Source organism: Rhizobium anhuiense (assembly GCF_003985145.1).
Classification (GTDB): domain Bacteria; phylum Pseudomonadota; class Alphaproteobacteria; order Rhizobiales; family Rhizobiaceae; genus Rhizobium; species Rhizobium anhuiense.
Genome location: NZ_ML133521.1, coordinates 420,969 through 440,062, shown reverse-complemented (window position 1 = coordinate 440,062; position 19,094 = coordinate 420,969). Strand labels below are relative to the sequence as shown.

12 protein-coding genes are annotated in these 19,094 nt (G+C 60.2%); 11 read left to right on the top strand and 1 reads right to left on the bottom strand.

Going from position 1 to position 19,094, the window contains the following annotated elements:
• Window positions 1-8: 8 nt before the first annotated feature.
• The 7 genes from EEQ99_RS02135 to EEQ99_RS34415 all read left to right on the top strand — a co-directional run bounded on the left by EEQ99_RS02135 (window position 9) and on the right by EEQ99_RS34415 (window position 13,654).
• Complete coding sequence (locus EEQ99_RS02135; RefSeq protein WP_127429940.1) at window positions 9-362, top strand: MarR family transcriptional regulator; 354 nt, start codon at window positions 9-11, stop codon at window positions 360-362.
• Window positions 363-795: 433 nt separating this feature from the next.
• Window positions 796-987, top strand: coding sequence for an N-acetyltransferase (locus tag EEQ99_RS35450; RefSeq protein ID WP_308422483.1), 192 nt, complete (start codon window positions 796-798; stop codon window positions 985-987).
• Window positions 988-1,143: 156 nt separating this feature from the next.
• Entirely contained in the window at window positions 1,144-9,447 is an 8,304-nt protein-coding gene (locus tag EEQ99_RS02120) for a hypothetical protein (RefSeq protein WP_127429939.1), read from the top strand.
• Between the two features lie 176 nt (window positions 9,448-9,623).
• Window positions 9,624-11,699 carry an O-linked N-acetylglucosamine transferase, SPINDLY family protein gene (locus tag EEQ99_RS02115; RefSeq protein WP_127429938.1) on the top strand — a complete coding sequence of 692 codons (2,076 nt, stop codon included), beginning with the start codon at window positions 9,624-9,626 and terminating at the stop codon, window positions 11,697-11,699.
• Window positions 11,700-11,705: 6 nt separating this feature from the next.
• Entirely contained in the window at window positions 11,706-12,872 is a 1,167-nt protein-coding gene (locus EEQ99_RS02110) for a UDP-galactopyranose/dTDP-fucopyranose mutase family protein (RefSeq protein ID WP_097595458.1), read from the top strand.
• Between the two features lie 379 nt (window positions 12,873-13,251).
• On the top strand, window positions 13,252-13,449 hold the full coding sequence (locus EEQ99_RS02105) for a hypothetical protein (RefSeq protein WP_097595561.1): 198 nt from the start codon (window positions 13,252-13,254) through the stop codon (window positions 13,447-13,449).
• A gap of 13 nt (window positions 13,450-13,462) precedes the next feature.
• Window positions 13,463-13,654, top strand: coding sequence for a hypothetical protein (locus EEQ99_RS34415; RefSeq protein ID WP_164735891.1), 192 nt, complete (start codon window positions 13,463-13,465; stop codon window positions 13,652-13,654).
• A 134-nt stretch (window positions 13,655-13,788) separates the two neighbouring features.
• Here EEQ99_RS34415 and EEQ99_RS02095 read toward each other — a convergent pair whose 3' ends face one another.
• Window positions 13,789-14,196, bottom strand: a complete 408-nt coding sequence (locus EEQ99_RS02095) for a carboxymuconolactone decarboxylase family protein (RefSeq protein WP_127430148.1) — start codon at window positions 14,194-14,196, stop codon at window positions 13,789-13,791.
• Window positions 14,197-14,470: 274 nt separating this feature from the next.
• On the opposite strand from EEQ99_RS02095, the gene EEQ99_RS02090 reads away from it, so the two are divergent.
• The 4 genes from EEQ99_RS02090 to EEQ99_RS02075 all read left to right on the top strand — a co-directional run bounded on the left by EEQ99_RS02090 (window position 14,471) and on the right by EEQ99_RS02075 (window position 19,012).
• Window positions 14,471-15,400: a TauD/TfdA dioxygenase family protein gene (locus EEQ99_RS02090; protein ID WP_097542461.1), complete on the top strand. Its 930-nt coding sequence runs from the start codon at window positions 14,471-14,473 to the stop codon at window positions 15,398-15,400.
• A gap of 292 nt (window positions 15,401-15,692) precedes the next feature.
• Window positions 15,693-16,589 carry a cyclase family protein gene (locus tag EEQ99_RS02085; protein WP_164735890.1) on the top strand — a complete coding sequence of 299 codons (897 nt, stop codon included), beginning with the start codon at window positions 15,693-15,695 and terminating at the stop codon, window positions 16,587-16,589.
• 278 nt (window positions 16,590-16,867) lie between these two features.
• Window positions 16,868-17,896 carry an NADP-dependent oxidoreductase gene (locus tag EEQ99_RS02080; RefSeq protein WP_097542463.1) on the top strand — a complete coding sequence of 343 codons (1,029 nt, stop codon included), beginning with the start codon at window positions 16,868-16,870 and terminating at the stop codon, window positions 17,894-17,896.
• 162 nt (window positions 17,897-18,058) lie between these two features.
• Window positions 18,059-19,012: a sulfonate ABC transporter substrate-binding protein gene (locus EEQ99_RS02075; RefSeq protein ID WP_097542464.1), complete on the top strand. Its 954-nt coding sequence runs from the start codon at window positions 18,059-18,061 to the stop codon at window positions 19,010-19,012.
• The last annotated feature ends 82 nt before the right edge of the window (window positions 19,013-19,094 follow it).

Below are 19,094 nucleotides of genomic sequence, written 5' to 3'. Positions count from 1 at the left end.
AAAAAGACATGACAAGAGCAATTGCAACCCAGTGGCGTAATCTGGCTTTCTCAGGCCTTATCCTGCATGAGATCCTCGATCACCCCCAGGAAGACGAGACGCCTCAGGCAAGGCTGAAGCAGGTCGGCATGATGACGGTCCTCTACAGCATGAACCAAGCGCACCAGAAGCTAACTCTTTCCACTATCATGGAAATCACGGCCCTAACGCGCAGCGGCGTCAAGGAGACGGTGGACCTTCTGGTGAGGCGAGGAATGTTGACCGAGACGATCGTCAAGAACTCTATGGGTCGTGGAACGGCGCGTCAGTTCGAGATCTCGGAAGCGCTTCTGGAGAAGCTAAGTTCGTTCGGAAACGAATGAGCAGCGGATTTAAGTGACGTTTTTCAGATCGTCCAGCATTCGGCTGCCATACCCTCCGGCGGATGATCTGGTAAACTGAGCTCATGATGACACCCGATCAATACAGTTTTCGCAGAGCGACACTGAACGACCTCGATTTGCTCATGGAATGGCAATCAAAGCCTCATCTGCGTGAATGGTGGAACTCGGATGAGCCATACGATGAAGAGCTGATCCTCGGGTAGCACGCTGGATTGTTTCATCCTTCGGACTTCCCTTCGCGTTCATGCAGGACTACACAGTCCATGGGTGGGAAGATCACCATTTTGCCAAACTTCCCGAGGGTTTCGCGGGGAATTGACCAATACATTGGCGACCCCGATACGATCGGTGTTGGGCACGGATCAGCATTTATCGGCGCCAGAATGCAGGCTCTCTTTGATGAGAAGGCGCCGTGATCGCAACCGATCCTCATCCTGGCAACGAACGAGCGATTGCCGTCTACAAAAAACTGGGTTTCGAACCGTTCGGACCGCCTCACCCCAACGACCTTCTCGAACCGACGCGTGACATCGACCTGCAAATCAGGCCCTGGGACGGGATCGAGCGGCGGCTCACCGCACAATTCCGGTACCGATCAGTTTGACAACTACAGGTTCGCGCAAGCCAATCTGATTACACTCCTCTTTGCTGGGCAGTGAATTTTCAGAGCGTTGGTTCTTTTCAGAGCCCGGCCAAACAGGCGGTGCAGGCTTCGAAACGCTGAACTTTATTGTATTGGCTAACGCAAGAGTTTTTACATATGACGTCGATTGTTTCCTCCCTTACCAGCAGTCAGATCAGGTCTCTTGCAACGTCCACGGTTGCAGCCTGGACGACGGAAGATGTGGCCTCGCTTACCACCAAGCAGATCAGCGCCCTTTCGTCGTCTCAAATCGCTGCTTTGGACACGGAAGATGTCGATGTTCTCAGCTCGCAGCAATTAAGTGCCATTTCACAAAGTGCCATTGTCGGTTTGACCGTGGATCAACTGGCTGTCTTGAACAGCACTGACATCGAAAGCCTGAGCTCGCTTCAAATTGCGGCAATCACGACCGCGCAGATTGGCGCATTGACGACAGATCAGGCACAGGCCCTGACCTCATCTCAGGTGGGTGCTCTCAGTTCGTTGCAGCTCGCCGCTTTAAGCGCCGCGGATGTGGCGACTTTCTCGACCACCGATCTCGCGGCGATCACCAGCAAAGCCATATCGGGCCTGTCCACGGCCGCTATCGCAACCCTCTCGACGGATCAGATCTCTGCCTTGAGCGCGAGCGCGATCGCGGGGCTCACCACCAGCCAGATCGCGGCGCTGAGCACATCGCAGGTCGCCGCCTTGACGACGGCCCAGGTCGGCGCCCTCAAGGCATCGCAAATCGCGGCCATGGGCACGAAAGACATTGTGGTGCTTTCCACCGCCCAGCTTGTTGCTCTCAGCACAGGTGCGGTTGCGAGCTTGACGACCAACCAGATCGCCGCCCTGAGCACGGCACAGGCCGAGGCACTGTCGGCCACGCAGGTAAAGGCGCTGAGCTCTACCCAGATTGCGGCCCTGGGAACAGACGACTTGGCCACCTTCTCGACCGCCGATATGGCGGCGATCACCAGTCAAGCCATATTGGGCTTGAGCACGGGCCTTGTCGCCGCCCTTTCCACCGAACAGGTGGCTGCCCTGAGCACGAGCGCGATCGCTGGTCTGACGACCAGCCAGATCGTCGCCCTCAGCACCGCGCAGATTGCCGCCTTGACGACGAGCCAGGTCGGCGCGCTCAAGGCATCGCAAATCGCGGTCCTCGACACGAACGACATCACGGTGCTTTCCACCGCGCAGGTTGCCACCATGAGCAAAGCCGCGATCACTGAGCTGTCGACCAGCCAGATCGTCGCCCTCAGCACCGCGCAGATTGCCGCCTTGACGACGACCCAGGTCGGCGCCCTCAAGGCGTTGCAAATCGCGGTGATGGACACCAACGACATCACGGTGCTTTCCACCGCGCAGGTTGCCGCCCTCGGCACATCAGGCATTGCGGGTCTGACGTCCGGCCAGATCGCCGCCCTGAGCACGGCACAGGCCGAGGCATTGACGACGATCCAGGTCGCAGCCTTGAGCTCGACCCAGATCGCGGCCCTGGGAACGGACGACATAGCCACTTTCTCGACCGCCGATATGGCGGCGATCACCAGTCAAGCCATGCCGGGCCTGAGCACGGCCGTGATCGCCTCCCTCTCGACGGACCAGATCGAGGCACTGAGCAAGGCCGGCATTGCGGGCTTGACGAGCGAGCAGATCGCCGCCTTGAGCACGGCGCAGGCTGGAGCATTGACGGCGAGCCAGGCCGCGGTTTTGAGCTCCAGGCAGATTGCGGCTTTAGGTACGGCTATCGTCGCATCCCTGTCCACCGCGCAGGTTGCCGCCCTCAGCACATCAGGCATCACCGGGCTGACCTCCGACCAGATCGTCGCCTTGAGTACGACACAGACCGAGGTCCTGTCTGCCGCACAGGTGAAGGCGCTGAGCTCAACCCAGATCGCGGCGCTCGGAACGGACGACATAGCCACCTTCTCGACCGCCGATATCGCGGCAATTACCGGCAAGGCGGTCACCGGCTTGAGCACGGGCCTTATCGCGGCGCTTTCCACCGCGCAGGTCGCCGCCCTTAGCACGAGCGCGATCGCGGGTCTGGCGACCAGTCAGGTCGAGGCCCTCTCGACGGAACAGCTTGTTGCTCTGAACACGAGCGCTGTCGTTGCCCTGACGACCGGTCAGATCGCCGCCTTGAGCCCATCGCAGGTCGCCGCCTTGACGACGACCCAGCTTGGCGCCCTCAAGGCATCGCAAATCGCGGTCCTGGACACGGCCGACATCGCGGCGCTGTCCACCACGCAGCTTGCCGCCCTCAGCACATCAGGCATCACGGGTCTCACCTCCGATCAGATCGTCGCCCTGAGCACGGCGCAGGCCGAGGCACTGACCACCTCACAGGTGAAGGCGCTCAGCGCCGCCCAGATCGCGGCGCTCGGAACGGACGACTTGGCCACCTTCTCGACTGCAGATATGGCGGCGATCACCAGTAAAGCGGTAACCGGCTTGAGCACGGCCGGCATTGCCGCGCTTTCGACGGATCGGATCGCTGCTCTGGGCACGAGCGCCGTCGTTGCCCTGACGACCAGTCAGATCGCAGCGCTCGGCACATCGCAGATTGCCGCCTTGACGACGGAACAAGTTGGCGCCCTCAAGGCGTCGCAAATCGCGGTCGTGAACACCAAAGACATCACGGTGCTTTCTACCGCGCAGGTTGCCGCCCTCAGCACATCCGGTGTCACGGGACTGACCTCCGACCAGATCGCCGCCTTGAGCACGGCGCAGGCCGAGGCACTGTCCGCCTCACAGGTGAAAGTGCTGAGCTCCGCCCAGATTGCGGCGCTCGGAACGGACGACTTGGCCACATTCTCGACCGCCGATATGGCGGCGATCACCAGCAAGGCCATGGCCGGCTTGAGCCCAGACGGCATTGCCGCACTCTCGACCGATCAGATCGCCGCCTTGAGCACGAGCGCCGTCGTTGCCCTGACGACCAGCCAGATCGCCGCCTTGAGCACCAGCCAGGCTGGCGCGCTGACGACGACCCAGGTCGCGGTCCTCAGCTCAACCCAGCTCGGCGCTCTTGGGACGGATGACATAGCCACCTTCTCGACCGCCGATATCGCGACGATCAGCAGTAAAGCCATATCGGGCTTGAGCGCAGAACAGATCGCAGAGCTTTCCACCGCACAGGTTGCGGCCCTCAGCGCGAGCGCGGTTACTGGCCTGACGACCAGCCAGATCGCAGCCCTGAACACCAGCCAGGTTGCCGCCTTGAGCACCGCTCGCGTTGCGGTGCTGAGTTCAACGCAAGTCGCGGCCCTGGGGGCGAATGTCGTCGCATCCCTTTCCACTGCGCAGGTTGCGGCCCTCAGCGCCGCCGGTACGGCGGGTTTGACCACCGAACAGATCTCCGCCCTGAGCACGACGCAGGCGGAAGCATTGACGACGACCCAGGCTGCAGCGCTGAGTTCAACACAGTATTCCGCCCTGGGGACGGATGATATCGCGACCTTCTCGACCGCCGATATTGCGGCGATCGGCAGCAAAGCCATATCGGGCTTGAGCACGGCCGTCACGGCAGCCCTCTCGACGGATCAGATCGCTGCCCTGAGCGCAGCAGGGGTTGCAGGTCTTTCGAGCAGCCAGATCGCGTCCCTGAAGCCGGCGCAAATTGCCGCCTTGACGACCGCGCGGGTTGCGGTACTGAGTTCGGCGCAAGTGGCGGCTCTCGACAAGGACGCCGTTGCTTCCCTTTCCACTGCGCAGATCTCTGCCCTGAGCGCGGCCGGCATTGCGGGTCTGACCACCGAACAGATCGACACCCTGAGCACGGCCCAGGCAGCGGCATTGACGACGACGCAGGTCGCCATGTTGAGCTCGACCCAGCTTGCGGCCCTGGATGCGAACGATATCGCCGCATTCTCGACTGCCGATATTGCGGCGCTCGGCAGCAAAGCCATATCGGGCTTGAGCACGGCCGCCATAGCAGCCCTCTCGGCGGATCAGATCGCCGCACTGAGCACGGCCAGCGTCACAGGCCTGACCACCAAACAGATCGACGCGCTGAGCACCGGTCAAATTGATTCCCTGCTCACCAAGCAGGTTGCGGCGCTGAGTTCAACGCAAGTCGCCACCCTCGGTACGGATGTCGTCGCTTCCCTTTCCACCGCACAGATTGCCGCCCTGAGCACATCCGGCATTGCGGGTCTGACAACCGATCAGGTCGAGGCCTTGAGCACGGCGCAGGCAGAAGCATTGACGACGGCTCAGGTCGCCGCGCTGAGCTCCACCCAGGTGGGTGCTCTGGAACCCAATGACGTCGCCACTTTTTCGACCGCCGATATCGCGGCGATCACCAGTAAAGGCATGTCGGGCTTGAGCACGGCTGTCATAGCGGCGCTTTCGACGGATCAGATCGCCGTCTTGAGTGCATCCGCGATCGCCGGGCTGACCACCAGCCAGATCGCCGCCCTCGGCACGTCGCAGATTGCCGCCTTGACCACCGCGCGGGTTGGGGTGCTCAGCTCAGCGCAGGTGGCTGTTTTGAGCACCGATGTCATCGCCGCCCTTTCCACTGCGCAGGTCGCCGCTCTGAGCGCATCCGGCATTGCGGGTCTGACCACCGAGCAGATCGCCGCCCTTTCCACTGTACAGGCGGAGGCCCTGACGACGACGCAGGTCGCCATGCTGAGCTCAAATCAGATAGCCGCCCTGCAGACGGATGATCTGGCCGCTTTCTCGACCAAGGACATCGCGGCGATCGGCTCGAGCGCCGTATCAGGCTTGTCCACGACCGCTATGGCTGCCCTCTCGGCGGATCAAATCGCGGCCCTGAGCACGTCAGGCATTGCGGGTCTGACCACCGAACAGATCAATGCGCTGAATTCCGGTCAGATCGACGCCTTGCTCACCAGGCAGATTGCAGCGCTGAGTTCGACGCAAGTCGCCACCTTGAGTACGGATCTTCTCGCCGCCCTCTCCACTGAGCAGATCGCAGCCCTGAGCACATCAGGCATCGCAGGCCTTTCCACCACACAGATTGCGGCGCTGAGCACCGCCCAGGCCGAGGCCTTGACGACCACGCAGGTCGGCGCTCTCAATTCCAAGCAAATCGCTGCTTTGAGTCCGGACGACATAGCCACGTTCTCCACCAAGGATATCGCGGCCATCAGTTCGGGTATCATATCGGGATTGTCCACCGCCGTTATCGCGGCCCTCTCGACGGATCAGGTCGCGGCCCTGAGCACGTCAGGCATTGCGGGCCTTTCCACCAAACAGATCGTCGCTTTGAGCACAGCACAGCTTGACGCTTTGACCACCGCTCAGATCGGCGCCCTCAGTTCGACACAGCTTGCTGTGCTGGATGCCGACGACATAGCCACGTTCTCGACCAAGGATATCGCCGCCTTCAGTGCGAGCGCCATAGCGGGATTGCCCACCGCTGTCATAGCCGTCCTCTCGACAGATCAGATCGCGGCCCTGAGCACATCCGGCATCGCACAGCTTTCCACCAAACAGATCGCCGCCCTGAGCACCGCACAGGCCGAGGCATTGACGACGATCCAGGTCGGGGCGCTGAGTGCGACGCAGCTTGCGGCCCTGGATACGGACGATATAGCGACTTTCTCAACCAAGGATATGGCGGCGATCGGTTCGAGTGCGATCACCGGATTGTCCACGACGGTTATCGCCGCGCTGTCCAGTGCTCAGATCGCTGCCCTGAGCACGGCCGGGATTGCCGGCCTTTCCACCAAACAGATCGCGGCCTTGGACGCCGGGCAAATCGACGACTTGCTGACCAAGCAGGTTGCTGTGCTCAACTCGACGCAGATCGCCGCCCTGAGCACCGCTGCGGTCGCTTCCCTTTCCAGCACGCAAGTTGCCGCGCTCAGCACGTCCGGTATTGCGGGTCTGACCACCACGCAGATCGCTGCGCTCAACACAGGTCAGGTTGGGGCCCTGACGACGACACAGGTCGGGGCTCTCAGCTCCAAGCAGCTTGTCGCCCTGAGCACGGATGATATCGCGGCCCTGTCAACCGCCCAGATTGCGGCGCTGAGCACGACCGGCATCGCCGGCCTGACGACCACGCAGATTGCCGCATTGAGCACGGACCAGGCCGAGGCTCTGACGACGCCCCAGGTTGCGGTGCTGAGCTCGACCCAGATTGCGGCGCTCGGAACGGACGATCTCGAGACCTTCTCGACTGCCGATATCGCGGCGATCAGTTCGAGTGCCATTTCGGGATTGAGCGCGGACACGATCGCAGCCTTTTCGACGGACCAGATCGCGGCTCTGGGTACGGCTGGCATTGCGGGCCTTTCCACCGCGCAGATCGAGGCCTTGAGCACCGATCAGCTGGAGGCCCTGACCACAGCTCAGGTCGGCGCGCTTGGTTCCAAGCAAGTTGCTGTCTTGGCGACCGCTGATATCGCGGGACTGACGACCGCGCAGATCGCGGCACTCAGCACGGCCGGCATCGCAGGTCTGAGCGCCGCGCAGATTGCCGCATTGAGTACCGATCAGGCCAGTGCCCTGACGACACTGCAAGTCGCAGTCTTGAGCTCGACCCAGATCGCGGCGCTCGGAACGGACGATCTCGAGACCTTCTCGACCGCCGATATCGCAGCGATCAGTTCGAGCGCAATATCCGGATTGACCGCAGACACGATAGCAGCCTTTTCGACGGGCCAGATCGCGGCCCTGGGCACGGCTGGCATTGCGGGCCTTTCCACCGCGCAGATCGTTGCCTTGAGCACTGGCCAGCTTGAGGCCCTGACGACCGCTCAGGTCGGCGCGCTTGGTTCCAAGCAGGTTGCTGCCTTGAGTACCGATGATATCGCGGGACTGTCGACCGCGCAGATCGCGGCTCTGAGTGCCGCCGGCATCACAGGTCTTAGCAGCGCGCAGATTGCAGCACTCAGCACAGGTCAGGTTGAGGCCTTGACGACGACCCAGGTCGGGGCTCTCAGCTCCAAGCAGACCGCGGCGCTCGGAACGGACGATCTCGAGGCGTTCTCGACCGCCGATATCGCAGCGATCGGTTCGAGCGCGCTATCGGGATTGTCCACGGCCGTTATCGCGGCTCTGTCGACTGCCCAGATCGCGGCCCTGAGCACGGCTGGCATCGCCGGCCTGGCGACCGCGCAGATTGCCGCATTGAGCACCGATCAGGCCAAGGCTTTGACGACGAGCCAGGTTGCCGTGCTGAGCTCAGCCCAGATTGCGGCGCTCGGAACGGACGATCTCGAGACCTTCTCGACCGCCGATATCGCGGCGATCAGCTCGACTGCCATATCCGGTTTGAGCACGGCCACCATCGCAGCCTTATCGACGGGTCAGATCGCGGCCCTGGGCACGGCTGGCATTGCGGGCCTTTCCACCGCACAGATCGAGGCCTTGAGCACCGATCAGCTGGAGGCCCTGACCACCGCTCAGGTCGGCGCGCTTGGTTCCACACAGGTTGCCGTCTTGACGACCGATGATCTCGCGGCCTTGTCGACCGCGCAGATCGCGGCTCTGAGCGCCGCCAGCGTCGCCGGTCTGAGCAGCGCGCAGGTCGGTGCTTTGAGCATCGAGCAGGTTGAGGTGCTTTCCACCACACAGATTGCCGGGTTGAGTTCGGCCGGCATCGCGGGCCTCGCCACCGACGACCTCGCAACCTTCTCAACAGCCGATATCGCAGCGATCAGCTCGGCTGCCATACAGGGATTGTCTACCGACTTTATCGCCAATCTCTCCACGGCTCAAATTGCCGGCCTGGGCACGGCAAGCATTGCCGGTCTGAGCAGCGTTCAGGTCGCAGCCCTCAGTATCGAACAGGTTGAAGCGCTTTCCACCACCCAGATTGCAGCATTGAGCTCGGCTGGCGTCGCAGGCCTGACCACCGAGGATCTGGAAAGCTTCTCGACAAAAGAACTGGTGGCGATCAGCTCGAGCGCCATATCGGGATTGTCCACAGCCGTTGTCGCCACGCTTTCCAGCGAGCAGGTCGCCGCTTTGACAAAAAGCCAGGTCGCCTCGCTGGGTTACAAGCAAGTGGCGGCCATGAGCGCCGATCAAATCGCGGCCTTGTCGACGGCGCAGATCAGTGCCCTGAATGCAGTGCAGCTCGCCGCACTGGACACGGACGACCTCGCTCTCTTCTCCACCGACGACATCATCGCCTTGGGTTCAAGTGCGATTTCGGGACTGACCACCAGAGCCATCGCCGCCTTGACGACAGATCAGGCGGAGGCTTTGACCTCAAGCCAGGTCACCGGCCTGACTTCGGCCCAAGTCGCGGCACTGACCACCGAGGAGCTGGCAACCTTCTCGACCGCCGATATCGCATCGTTCAGCTCGACCGGTGTGGCTGGATTGTCCACGGACGATATTGTGAGCCTGTCGAGCGAGCAACTGAATGCTCTCATGGAAACCCAAATGGGCAATCTGAGTTCGGACCAGATAGCGGCAGTCATTTCGGTTTATCTGAATGCCTGATCGCACGGCGGGAGCGCGAGCGAGCAGCGCAAGGATTTCGGCCATCGCAAGGGTCGCAGTCCCACGCTGATTTCAACAGGCGTCTGCCCGACATGTTTAGAGCAAGCTATCGCCGTTAGCTATCGTTAGCCTTTCGCAAATGGTAGCAATGCCGGCCGTCAATTCGTGGGATGTCCATGGTCACCAATGATGCATCAGCGCCAATTCCCGTTCCGTCACTGGCTGGGATCCTGGAGCTCGCGCGCACTCAGCGCCTTTCATTCACGGACTTGTTTCAGTTCGCCGAAAGTCGCAGCGCCGTCGGGCAGAGACTCGAGGCGGCAGACGTCTATAAAGTCTGGATCGCCTTCAACGAGACTCATCCTTTCCTGCATCTCGTCTATTTCAATTATTCGGTCACCCTGCGGCAGTTGGGCGACGTGGCAGGCTCGATCCACGCATTGCGCGCCTGCTTGAAACTTAATCCGCGCTTTGGACCGGCGCACATCAATCTTGGACGGGCGTTGGAAGACAGCGGCGTTGCCACGCAGGCCATTCTGCAATGGCAGAGTTTCGTGGAGATGACTGCGGAGAGCACAGCCGACGGGCTGCTGCATCGCCTGCTGGCGCTTCAGCACATCGGGCGCGTCATGGAAAACGCGGGCCTCCTGGAAGACGCGGAAACGGCATTGTGGCAGGCGATGGAACTGCGGCCCGACAAGACGGAAGCCGGGCAACATTGGAGCGCGCTCCGCCAGCGCCAGTGCAAGTGGCCGACGCTGGTGCCGTCGGACCATGTCTCCATGCGTCACCTGCTCGATTCCATGTCGCCGCTGGCGCTCGCCTGCTTTTCCGATGATCCATTATTCCAGCTCGCCAAAGCCTACCGCTACAACAAGGCCTTCGTCGGACGTCCGGATACCAGCGGCTTCTCACGCAAGGTGCCCAAGCAGAAGACGGGAACCGGCCAGCGCCTTCGCGTCGGCTATGTCTCCTCGGATCTGCGCGACCACGCGGTCGGTTTTGCGCTTAGAGAGGTGCTGGAGCTGCATGACAAGAAGAGCCTCGAAATCTACGCCTATTATTGCGGCGAGCCGGTTGCAGGGGATGCGACCCAGGCACGCATGAAAGCTGCCGTTGATTGTTGGCGCGATATTGCCGCGCTGAGCGATGCCGACGCTGCAAGGCAGATCGCCGACGACGACATCGACATTCTTGTCGATGTCAACGGCTACACCAAGCATGCACGAACGAAAATCTTTGCCTACCGGCCAGCGCCTGTGGTGGTCAACTTTTGCGGTTATCCCGGCACCATGGCCAGCCCGTTCCATCACTACATCATCGCCGACGAACACATCATCCCGCCCGAGAACGAGATCTATTATTCGGAAAAGGTGCTCAGGATTGCCTGCAACCAGCCGATCGATCGCAAGAGGGTGATCGCCGAAAGGCCGTCGCGAGCAGAAGCCGGACTGCCGGAAGACGCCTTCGTTTTTGCCTGCTTCAACGGCATGCAGAAAATCACGCAGGAAACCTTTGCCGACTGGATGAAAATTCTTCTTGCGACGACCGGCAGCGTGCTCTGGCTGCTCGCTGGAAACGACGATGTGGATCAACGCCTGCGCCAGGCAGCGGAGAAAGCCGGTGTCGCGCCGGAACGGCTCATTTTCGCGCCCAAGGCGCCGAATGCGAAGCATCTCGCCCGCATCGCGCTCGCCGACCTGTTCCTCGACACATTTCCCTATGGAGCGCATTCCACCGCAGCCGACGCGCTCACCATGGGACTGCCTATCCTGACATTCCCCGGCAAGAGCTTTGCCGCGCGTTTCTGCCATAGCATCGTTGCCGCCGCCGGCGTCCCGGAACTGATCTGCTCGGGGCCGCAGAGCTACATCGAAAGAGCCATTGGCTTTGCAAACGATCCCAAGAGCCTGAGAACGATCAGGGAATCCTTGCAGGCAAAACGGGAGAGCTGCACGTTGCGCGACATTCCAGCTCTTGCCGCCCGCCTCGAGGCGCTTTTCTGGCAAATGCAAGCAGAATCCGAAGGCGGTGAAACACCTGTGCCGGACTTGCGCAACCTCGACATTTATTACGACATCGGGATGGAACTCGTTCAGGACAATATCGCGTTTTCGGACGATCGGGCTTACAGGCAGGCTTACCGCAACAAGCTGGCCGAATGGCACGATTATGCGCCTTTCCCCTACGACGGCCGCCTGGCGACGGAAGGGTTCACCGCCTCGACAATAAGCGCCACCGGGAAGAGCTGATCGGCAATGCCGCGGATTGAAAAAATTGCCGTCGTCGGCGCGGGCCTTTCAGGTGCAGTCATCGGGCGTGAACTGGCCAAGGCAGGTCACGAGGTCGACGTCTTCGAAACGCGAAACCATATTGCCGGAAATTGCCACACGGAGCGCGACGCGGCGACCGGCGTCATGGTTCATGTCTACGGGCCGCACATTTTTCACACCGATGACAAGGACGTCTGGGACTATGTGAATGTCTTTCAGAATTTCCTGCCCTATAAGAACCGGGTCAAGACGACCAGTTCCGGGCAGGTCTATTCCCTGCCCATCAACCTTCACACGATCAATCAGTTTTTTGGCAAGGTGTTCAGGCCTGACGAGGCGCGCGCTTTCATCGACAGCTGCTCGGACAAAAGCATAAGCGATCCGAAGACCTTCGAGGATCAGGCGCTGCGCTTCGTCGGCAAGGACCTGTATGATGCCTTCTTCAAGGGATATACGCAGAAGCAATGGGGATGTTCGCCGGCCGAGCTTCCGGCGTCCATCCTGAAACGGCTTCCAGTCCGTTTCAACTACGACGACAATTATTTCTTCCACAAATACCAGGGCATGCCGGAGCACGGCTATACCGAGATGATCGGGCGAATTCTCGATCACACAAATATAACAGTCCATCTGGAAACGCGCTTCGATAGCGGTCTGCGCAAGAGCTTTGACCACATATTCTATTCCGGTCCGCTCGACGGCTATTTCGAATACGAATATGGCCGTCTGGGATATCGCACGCTGGATTTCGAGCGCTTTACCTATGAGGGCGACTACCAGGGCTGCGCGGTCATGAATTATGGGGATGTCGCCGTGCCCCATACGCGGGTGACGGAACACAAGCATTTTTCCCCATGGGAAGATCATGCCGGTTCGGTCTGTTATCGCGAATTTTCCAGGGCCTGCGGTCCGGACGACATCCCCTACTATCCGATCCGCCTGATAAAGGAAAAGCAGCAGCTTGGCCAATATGTCAGGCGCGCCTTACAGGAGGCTTCCGTCACCTTCGTCGGCCGGCTCGGGACCTACCGCTATCTCGACATGGACGTCACTATTCGCGAAGCGTTGGACACCGCACGGCTATATCTCTCCACGAGCGCCGGTGAGACGCCCATGCCTGCATTCTTGCATCCGCCGCTCCAGATGCCTTGATTGGCGCCGGAACGAGGACGCGAACCCGCCTTTTGACACCCGGCCGAGTCCGGCGTTGAAGTCATTTCAAAAATTTGCAGCATGCTTTTTTGGCAGTGCTCGTCCCAGTCGTTCGAATCCCGCTGCGCCGGGCGAGCGAGGGTGGCGATACGCGTTAGCGAAGTCTTTTCCGGACACGGAGGCCCTGTCGGCTCAGCCCCGGGAGCGGTCAAAAAAGCCGCAGTTCTAGAACTATTTTCTCCGATCATAGGAGTTATTTGGAATCGATCGGAATAGTCATCTCCGTTTACCGCTTATATAGTCTATTAAATTAATAGACTATAAACATGCCCGCCGCCGAATATGCGTCGCAAGAGGACCCATTTTACGGATGATCGCAATGGCCAAACAGGTGATCGAGTATGCCGGCGTTCCGGTCGGCATCGTCGTTCCAGACAAGGACCAGCTGAGGTTCATCGCCGTGAAGTTTCACGTGCATGACCTCGACGGCCAGCACTTCGCCGCGCCGTCGGACGTGCTGCGAGCAATCCACAAATTGATGTCGGCATCACAAGCCGGCATTCATCGCGCCGCCTGATCGGAGAAACACCATGGGCAGGCTACGCCAATTCTTCCGGCTCTCTGCGTTGCGCGACGAGCTCGAAACGAGGTTGCTTGCTCGAGAGTATCGCTCCCTGCTTCTCGACGACCATTTCGAAGACGGCACGGATAGGGAACTCCAATCGACATACGCGGAGCTCACCATCGAAATCTCTTCGCGCCAGTATCGGCACCGCCATTGAAAGCGCACCCGCTGTTCACGCCATCCTGAACAGCGCCGTCAGCGCTCAAGAAGTGACTGTCAACACCATCATCGACCTGTCGACCGCTTCCATTATCGATCGGCTGGCGTTGCGACCCAATCCCGAGCCGGGTTTTACCGGACCTCAAATTCGGGATCCGGCGGGACCTGCAAGGCCAGCGCAAGATGATTTGTCTGCGCCGCAAGCCCGATGATCGTTAGAAGTTCGCCATGCTGTGCATCCGTCATGCCGCGCGAACGGGCCGCTGCGGTATGGGATTGAATGCAGTACTGGCAAGCATTCGCCGTCGACACCGCTATGTAGATCATTTCACGTGTCAATGGATCGATCGCACCTTCCACGGTCATGACCGATTTCAGCGTTTCCCATACCCGCTTGAGGTTTGCGGGATCGTTCGCAAGCGCACGCCAGAAGTTGTTGATGAAGTCGGTCTTGCGCGTCGCCCTGATGTCGTCGAACGCGGCTTGAACGGCCGGAATGGCCGCAGCCTCTTGGTCAGACAGGAGCTTGACTGTTGCCATCGAAAGTTCCTTTCCGGCGGCCTCCATGGACGGCCGTAAACATGATCTTTTCTTCGGTTGCGTCGGCAGGCGAGAATTCACCGACAAGAGGAAATATCTAACGCAGCCGTTTCGGGGAAGCGGGCAAAATTAGAATTATTTATCTATAGAATTTATAGATTATCCTGTTCCCTAGCCCTGTCGAGTTTAGCGATGAGATTTTCGATCGCCCGGTGGATGCCCATCGGGTGCATGTGACTTGCCGTCTTCTTCCAAGACCAACCAGGAGCTTTCCATGAGCAATCCAGTTCTCGTCAATCAGATCATTCCCGAGTCCGATGTCGTGCCGCTGACCGGCCGTGTCGGCGCCGAAATCAGGAGTATCCGCCTTGGCGGAGAACTTTCCGACGCGACGGTGGCAGCCATCAACCAGCTTCTCCTGAAACACAAGGTCATCTTCTTCCGCGACCAGCAACATCTTGACGATACCGAACAGGAAGCCTTCGCACGCCGCCTGGGCGACCTTGTACCGCATCCAACCCAGGGTCCGGTGGCCGGCACGGCTTCCATCCTCAATCTCGATTCCAGCCGCGGCGGCGGCAGGGCGGACCAGTGGCACACCGATGTCACCTTCGTGGATGCCTATCCTAAATTCTCGGTCCTTCGCGGCGTCGTCATTCCGGCAGCTGGAGGCGATACGATCTGGTCCAACACGCATGCCGCATATGAAAGTCTGCCGGCGCCGCTCAAATTGCTGGCGGACAATTTATGGGCCATTCACAGCAATGCCTATGACTACGCAGCCGTGCGCCCTCGCGCCACCGCTGAAGAGAAGAAGCATTTCGAGGAAGTCTTCACCTCGACCATCTACGAGACCGAGCATCCAGTCGTGCGTGTCCATCCCGAAACCGGCGAAAGATCGCTGCTGCTCGGCAATTTCGTTCAGCGTCTAGTCGGCCTGTCGAAGAGCGACTCCGCGAAACTTTACGAGGTGTTCCAGTCCTACGTGACCGCCCCGGAAAATACCGTGCGCTGGCGCTGGAGAGCCGGAGATGTCGCAATTTGGGATAACCGCGCGACCCAGCACTATGCGGTCAACGACTACGGCGACCAGCACCGGGTCGTGCGCCGCGCCACCGTCGATGGCGACGTCCCTGCCAGTGTCGACGGTCGCCGCAGCGTCACCCACGTTAAGGCTGCCCGGCCGAAAGCAAATGCCGCATGAGCGCGGCCGGACAGTGGAAGGACATGAAACTCGCAAGCGCTTGCCGTGCTGATCGCCTCGGCTGGCGCAGGCTCCGGAATCCACTTGAAGTCGGTTGCTGCAAAATTCCTTAAATCGGCATCGATTGAAGGATAACATCATGCAGTATGTCAAAGTCGACAGCGCCCTCTGCGTATGTGGAAATACGCGCGGCGCTGTCGTGAGATTCCAAGAGCGCACTATCGATGACATCGAGGCAGAAGGGAGATTAGCAATGAGGCGGTTTGCGACACGCGTTGCCATGATTTTCGGGATGACATTTTTCTCGGCCGTTGCGGCCGCTCGGGCCGACGAGCCGGGGCTCTGGAAGGTTTACAACGACGCCTTCAAGGGCGCGAAATATGTGGATCTGACCCATACCATCACTCCGAAAATCCCCGTTTGGGCGGGCTTCGGCAATTCAAGCTTTGCACCGGCAAAGGCGGGTGCGAATTTAGAAGGCTTCGCCAAGCAGGGCGATGTCTACACCTACGACAAGCATGGTTTCGAAGCGACGAGCTACCTGCTGACGACAGATCAGCTCGGCACGCAGCTCGATCCGCCGGCCCATTGGGCACCGGAATATGCCGCAATCGACGAGTTGCCGGCGACCTTCGCGGTCCGCCCGCTCGTCGTCATTTCTATCGAGGACAAGGTGAAGGCCGATCCCGGCTATCACCTGCAGGTCTCCGACATCAAGGATTTCGAGGCGAAACACGGAACGATTCCCGAAGGATCGGTTGTCTTCGTCCGCTCGGGCTGGTCCAAGACATGGCCGGACCCGGCGCTCTCGACCACCACGCCTTTTCCGGGCGTCAGCCTGGATGCGCTGAAATTCCTCCATCTCGAGCGCAAGATCCTGTTTCACGGCCACGAGCCGCTCGATACCGACACCACGCCCAACCTCGAGGGCGAACACTGGCTGATGCATAACGGCTTTGCGCAGGCCGAAGGCGTTGCCAATCTCGATCAGGTCCCGGAAACGGGTGCATTGGTCGCGATCGGTTATCCGAAATTCGGGGGTGGGCTTGGCGGCTATGCCCGCTATATCGCCATCTGCCCTCCGGATTGGCCGCATGGCGTGACCATCGGCTCGGTGCCGGAAGCGCCGCTCGCAAAATTTGACAAACCGCTTCACTACGATGAAGCGGCAGGCATGCGCATTCGATAAATCGGGCGGCGACATCAAGTCCGCTCGGAGAGGTCATTGCCCTTTCGCACACGCCGATCATCCACATAAGGAGGATGTTCGCGTTTGGCGGCCGCCGATGGCACGACATCGAGCTCGATGACAATGATCGAGCTCGTTTGGTCGTGGGATCGATGAGCGGTTGTAAGGGCGTCACGGCAAAGGCGCGGTCGGCAAGCAGGCACGGTCCGGATGGCGAGGCCCAGTTTTCGAAGCAAATCCCTGATACACCGAGGAAAAATCAGAAGAGGAACACATCCATGACCGCTCAACCCGTTGCCACCCGCATCGTTCTTGCATCGCGCCCATCCGGAAAGCCGGTGGCGGCCAATTTCCGGCTCGAGCGGGAGACGGTTCGGGATCTCGCCGAGGGCGAGGTTCTTCTTGAGACGCTCTATCTTTCCCTGGACCCTTACATGCGGGGCCGCATGGACGACGCCAAATCCTATGCCAAGCCGGTCGACGTCGGCGGCGTGATGGAAGGGGGCACGGTCGCGCGGATCGCACGCAGCCGCAACGCGGCGTTCAAGGCAGGGGACATCGTGCTTTCGCATTCCGGCTGGCAGAGCCATGCGATTTCAGATGGTGCGGACTTGCGGAAGCTCGATCCGCAAACCGCACCAATCACGACGGCACTCGGCATTCTCGGAATGCCCGGCTTCACGGCCTATGCCGGGCTTCGCAATATCGGCAAGCCCAAAGAAGGCGAAACGCTTGTGGTCGCCGCGGCGAGCGGCGCGGTTGGCTCGGCAGTCGGGCAGATGGCAAAGATTTCCGGGGCACGTGTCGTTGGAATTGCAGGCGGGCCTGAGAAATGTGACTACATACGCCAGGCGCTCGGCTTCGATGTCGCCATAGACCATCATGCAAGCGATTTTCCGGCACAAATTGCAGCCGCTTGTCCGAAGGGTATCGATGTCTATTTCGAGAATGTCGGTGGCCACGTCTGGAGCGCGGTGTTTCCATTGCTGAACGACTTCGCACGCATACCGGTCTGCGGGCTGATCGCGCATTATAACGAAGGATCCTCTGCCTTGAGCGGACATGATCAGCTTCCTGCGGTGATGCGCGCCATCCTGCGCAAAAGCCTCGCCATCCGCGGTTTCATCCAGCGCGAATTCGCCGATCAGCGTCCTGACTTCTATCAGCAGGCTGGAGCGTGGATCACCGAGGGACGGCTCAAATACAAGGAGGACATCGTTGACGGACTTGAAAACGCTCCAGAGGCTTTTCTTGGCCTTCTGGAAGGGAGGAATTTCGGAAAACTGATCGTGCGCGTCGCGCCCTGAAACATCGCCTTGACGTTTCCTATTTCGCGGCGCGGTTCTTTTTGCTCGTTGTCGCAACAGAACAAAAAAGCCAATCCCTAAGAAGCGGATGCCGGAGCACGTATATTCTATGAAAAAGATAGATACACTTTAATTTAGCCTTATCCTATTCCGGAGGCTATGATGAAGATTACAAGACGCGCTTTCACGGCGGTGGTGGCAGGCGCCATCGCGACACCTTTGACGCATGTTCGACTGGCTGGCGCAGCTGATAAGGTCGTGCGTATCGGCTACCAGAAATATGGAACTCTGGTGCTTCTCAAAGGCAAAGGAACGCTGGAGAAGAAGCTTGAATCGGTCGGCTACACGGTTGAATGGACCGAGTTTCCAGGCGGCCCTCAACTGCTCGAGGCGCTGAACGCCGGTGCCGTCGATTTCGGATCGACCGGCGAAACGCCGCCGATCTTCGCCCAGGCCGCCAACGCTCCGCTCGTCTACATCGCGCACGAGCCCCCTGCCCCGCGCGGCGAAGCCATACTTGTCCCGAAGGACAGCCCTATCAAATCGGTCGCGGAGCTGAAGGGCAAGAAGGTCGCCTTCAACAAGGGCTCGAACGTGCATTACCTGCTCGTCAAGGCGCTCGAAGAAGCCGGCTTGAGCTATGAGGACGTGGAAGCATCCTTCCTCGCCCCGGCCGACGGTCGCGCCGCCTTCGAAAAGGGCGCGGTCGATGCTTGGGTCATCTGGGATCCCTTCCAGGCAGCGGCGGAAGTGGCGGTCGAAGCGCGAGAACTCAGAAACGGCGAGGGCATCGTTCCCAATCACCAGTTCTATCTCGGCACCAAGGCGCTGGTCGACGGCCACGCCGAGGCGATCGATGTCTTGATCGAGGCCATTTCCGAGATCGACGAATGGACCAAGTCCGATACCGCGGCTGCGGCGGCCGAGCTGTCACCGTCGGTCGGCATCCCCGAACCTGTGCTCGTCAAGGCGCTCGAGCGTCAGTCCTACGGGGTCAAGAGCCTGGATGACACCGTCGTCGCGCAGCAGCAGAACATCGCCGACACGTTTTTCAAACTGAAGCTCATTCCCAAGCAAGTGAAGATTGCGGACGTCATCCGCAAGAGCAAGGCGTGATCCCCACCTGAGATCCTGGTCCCAGCGGGAAGGTCTGGCCAACCTTCTCGTTAGGAGCCGCGTTGTGAGCCTGCCGAGTGTA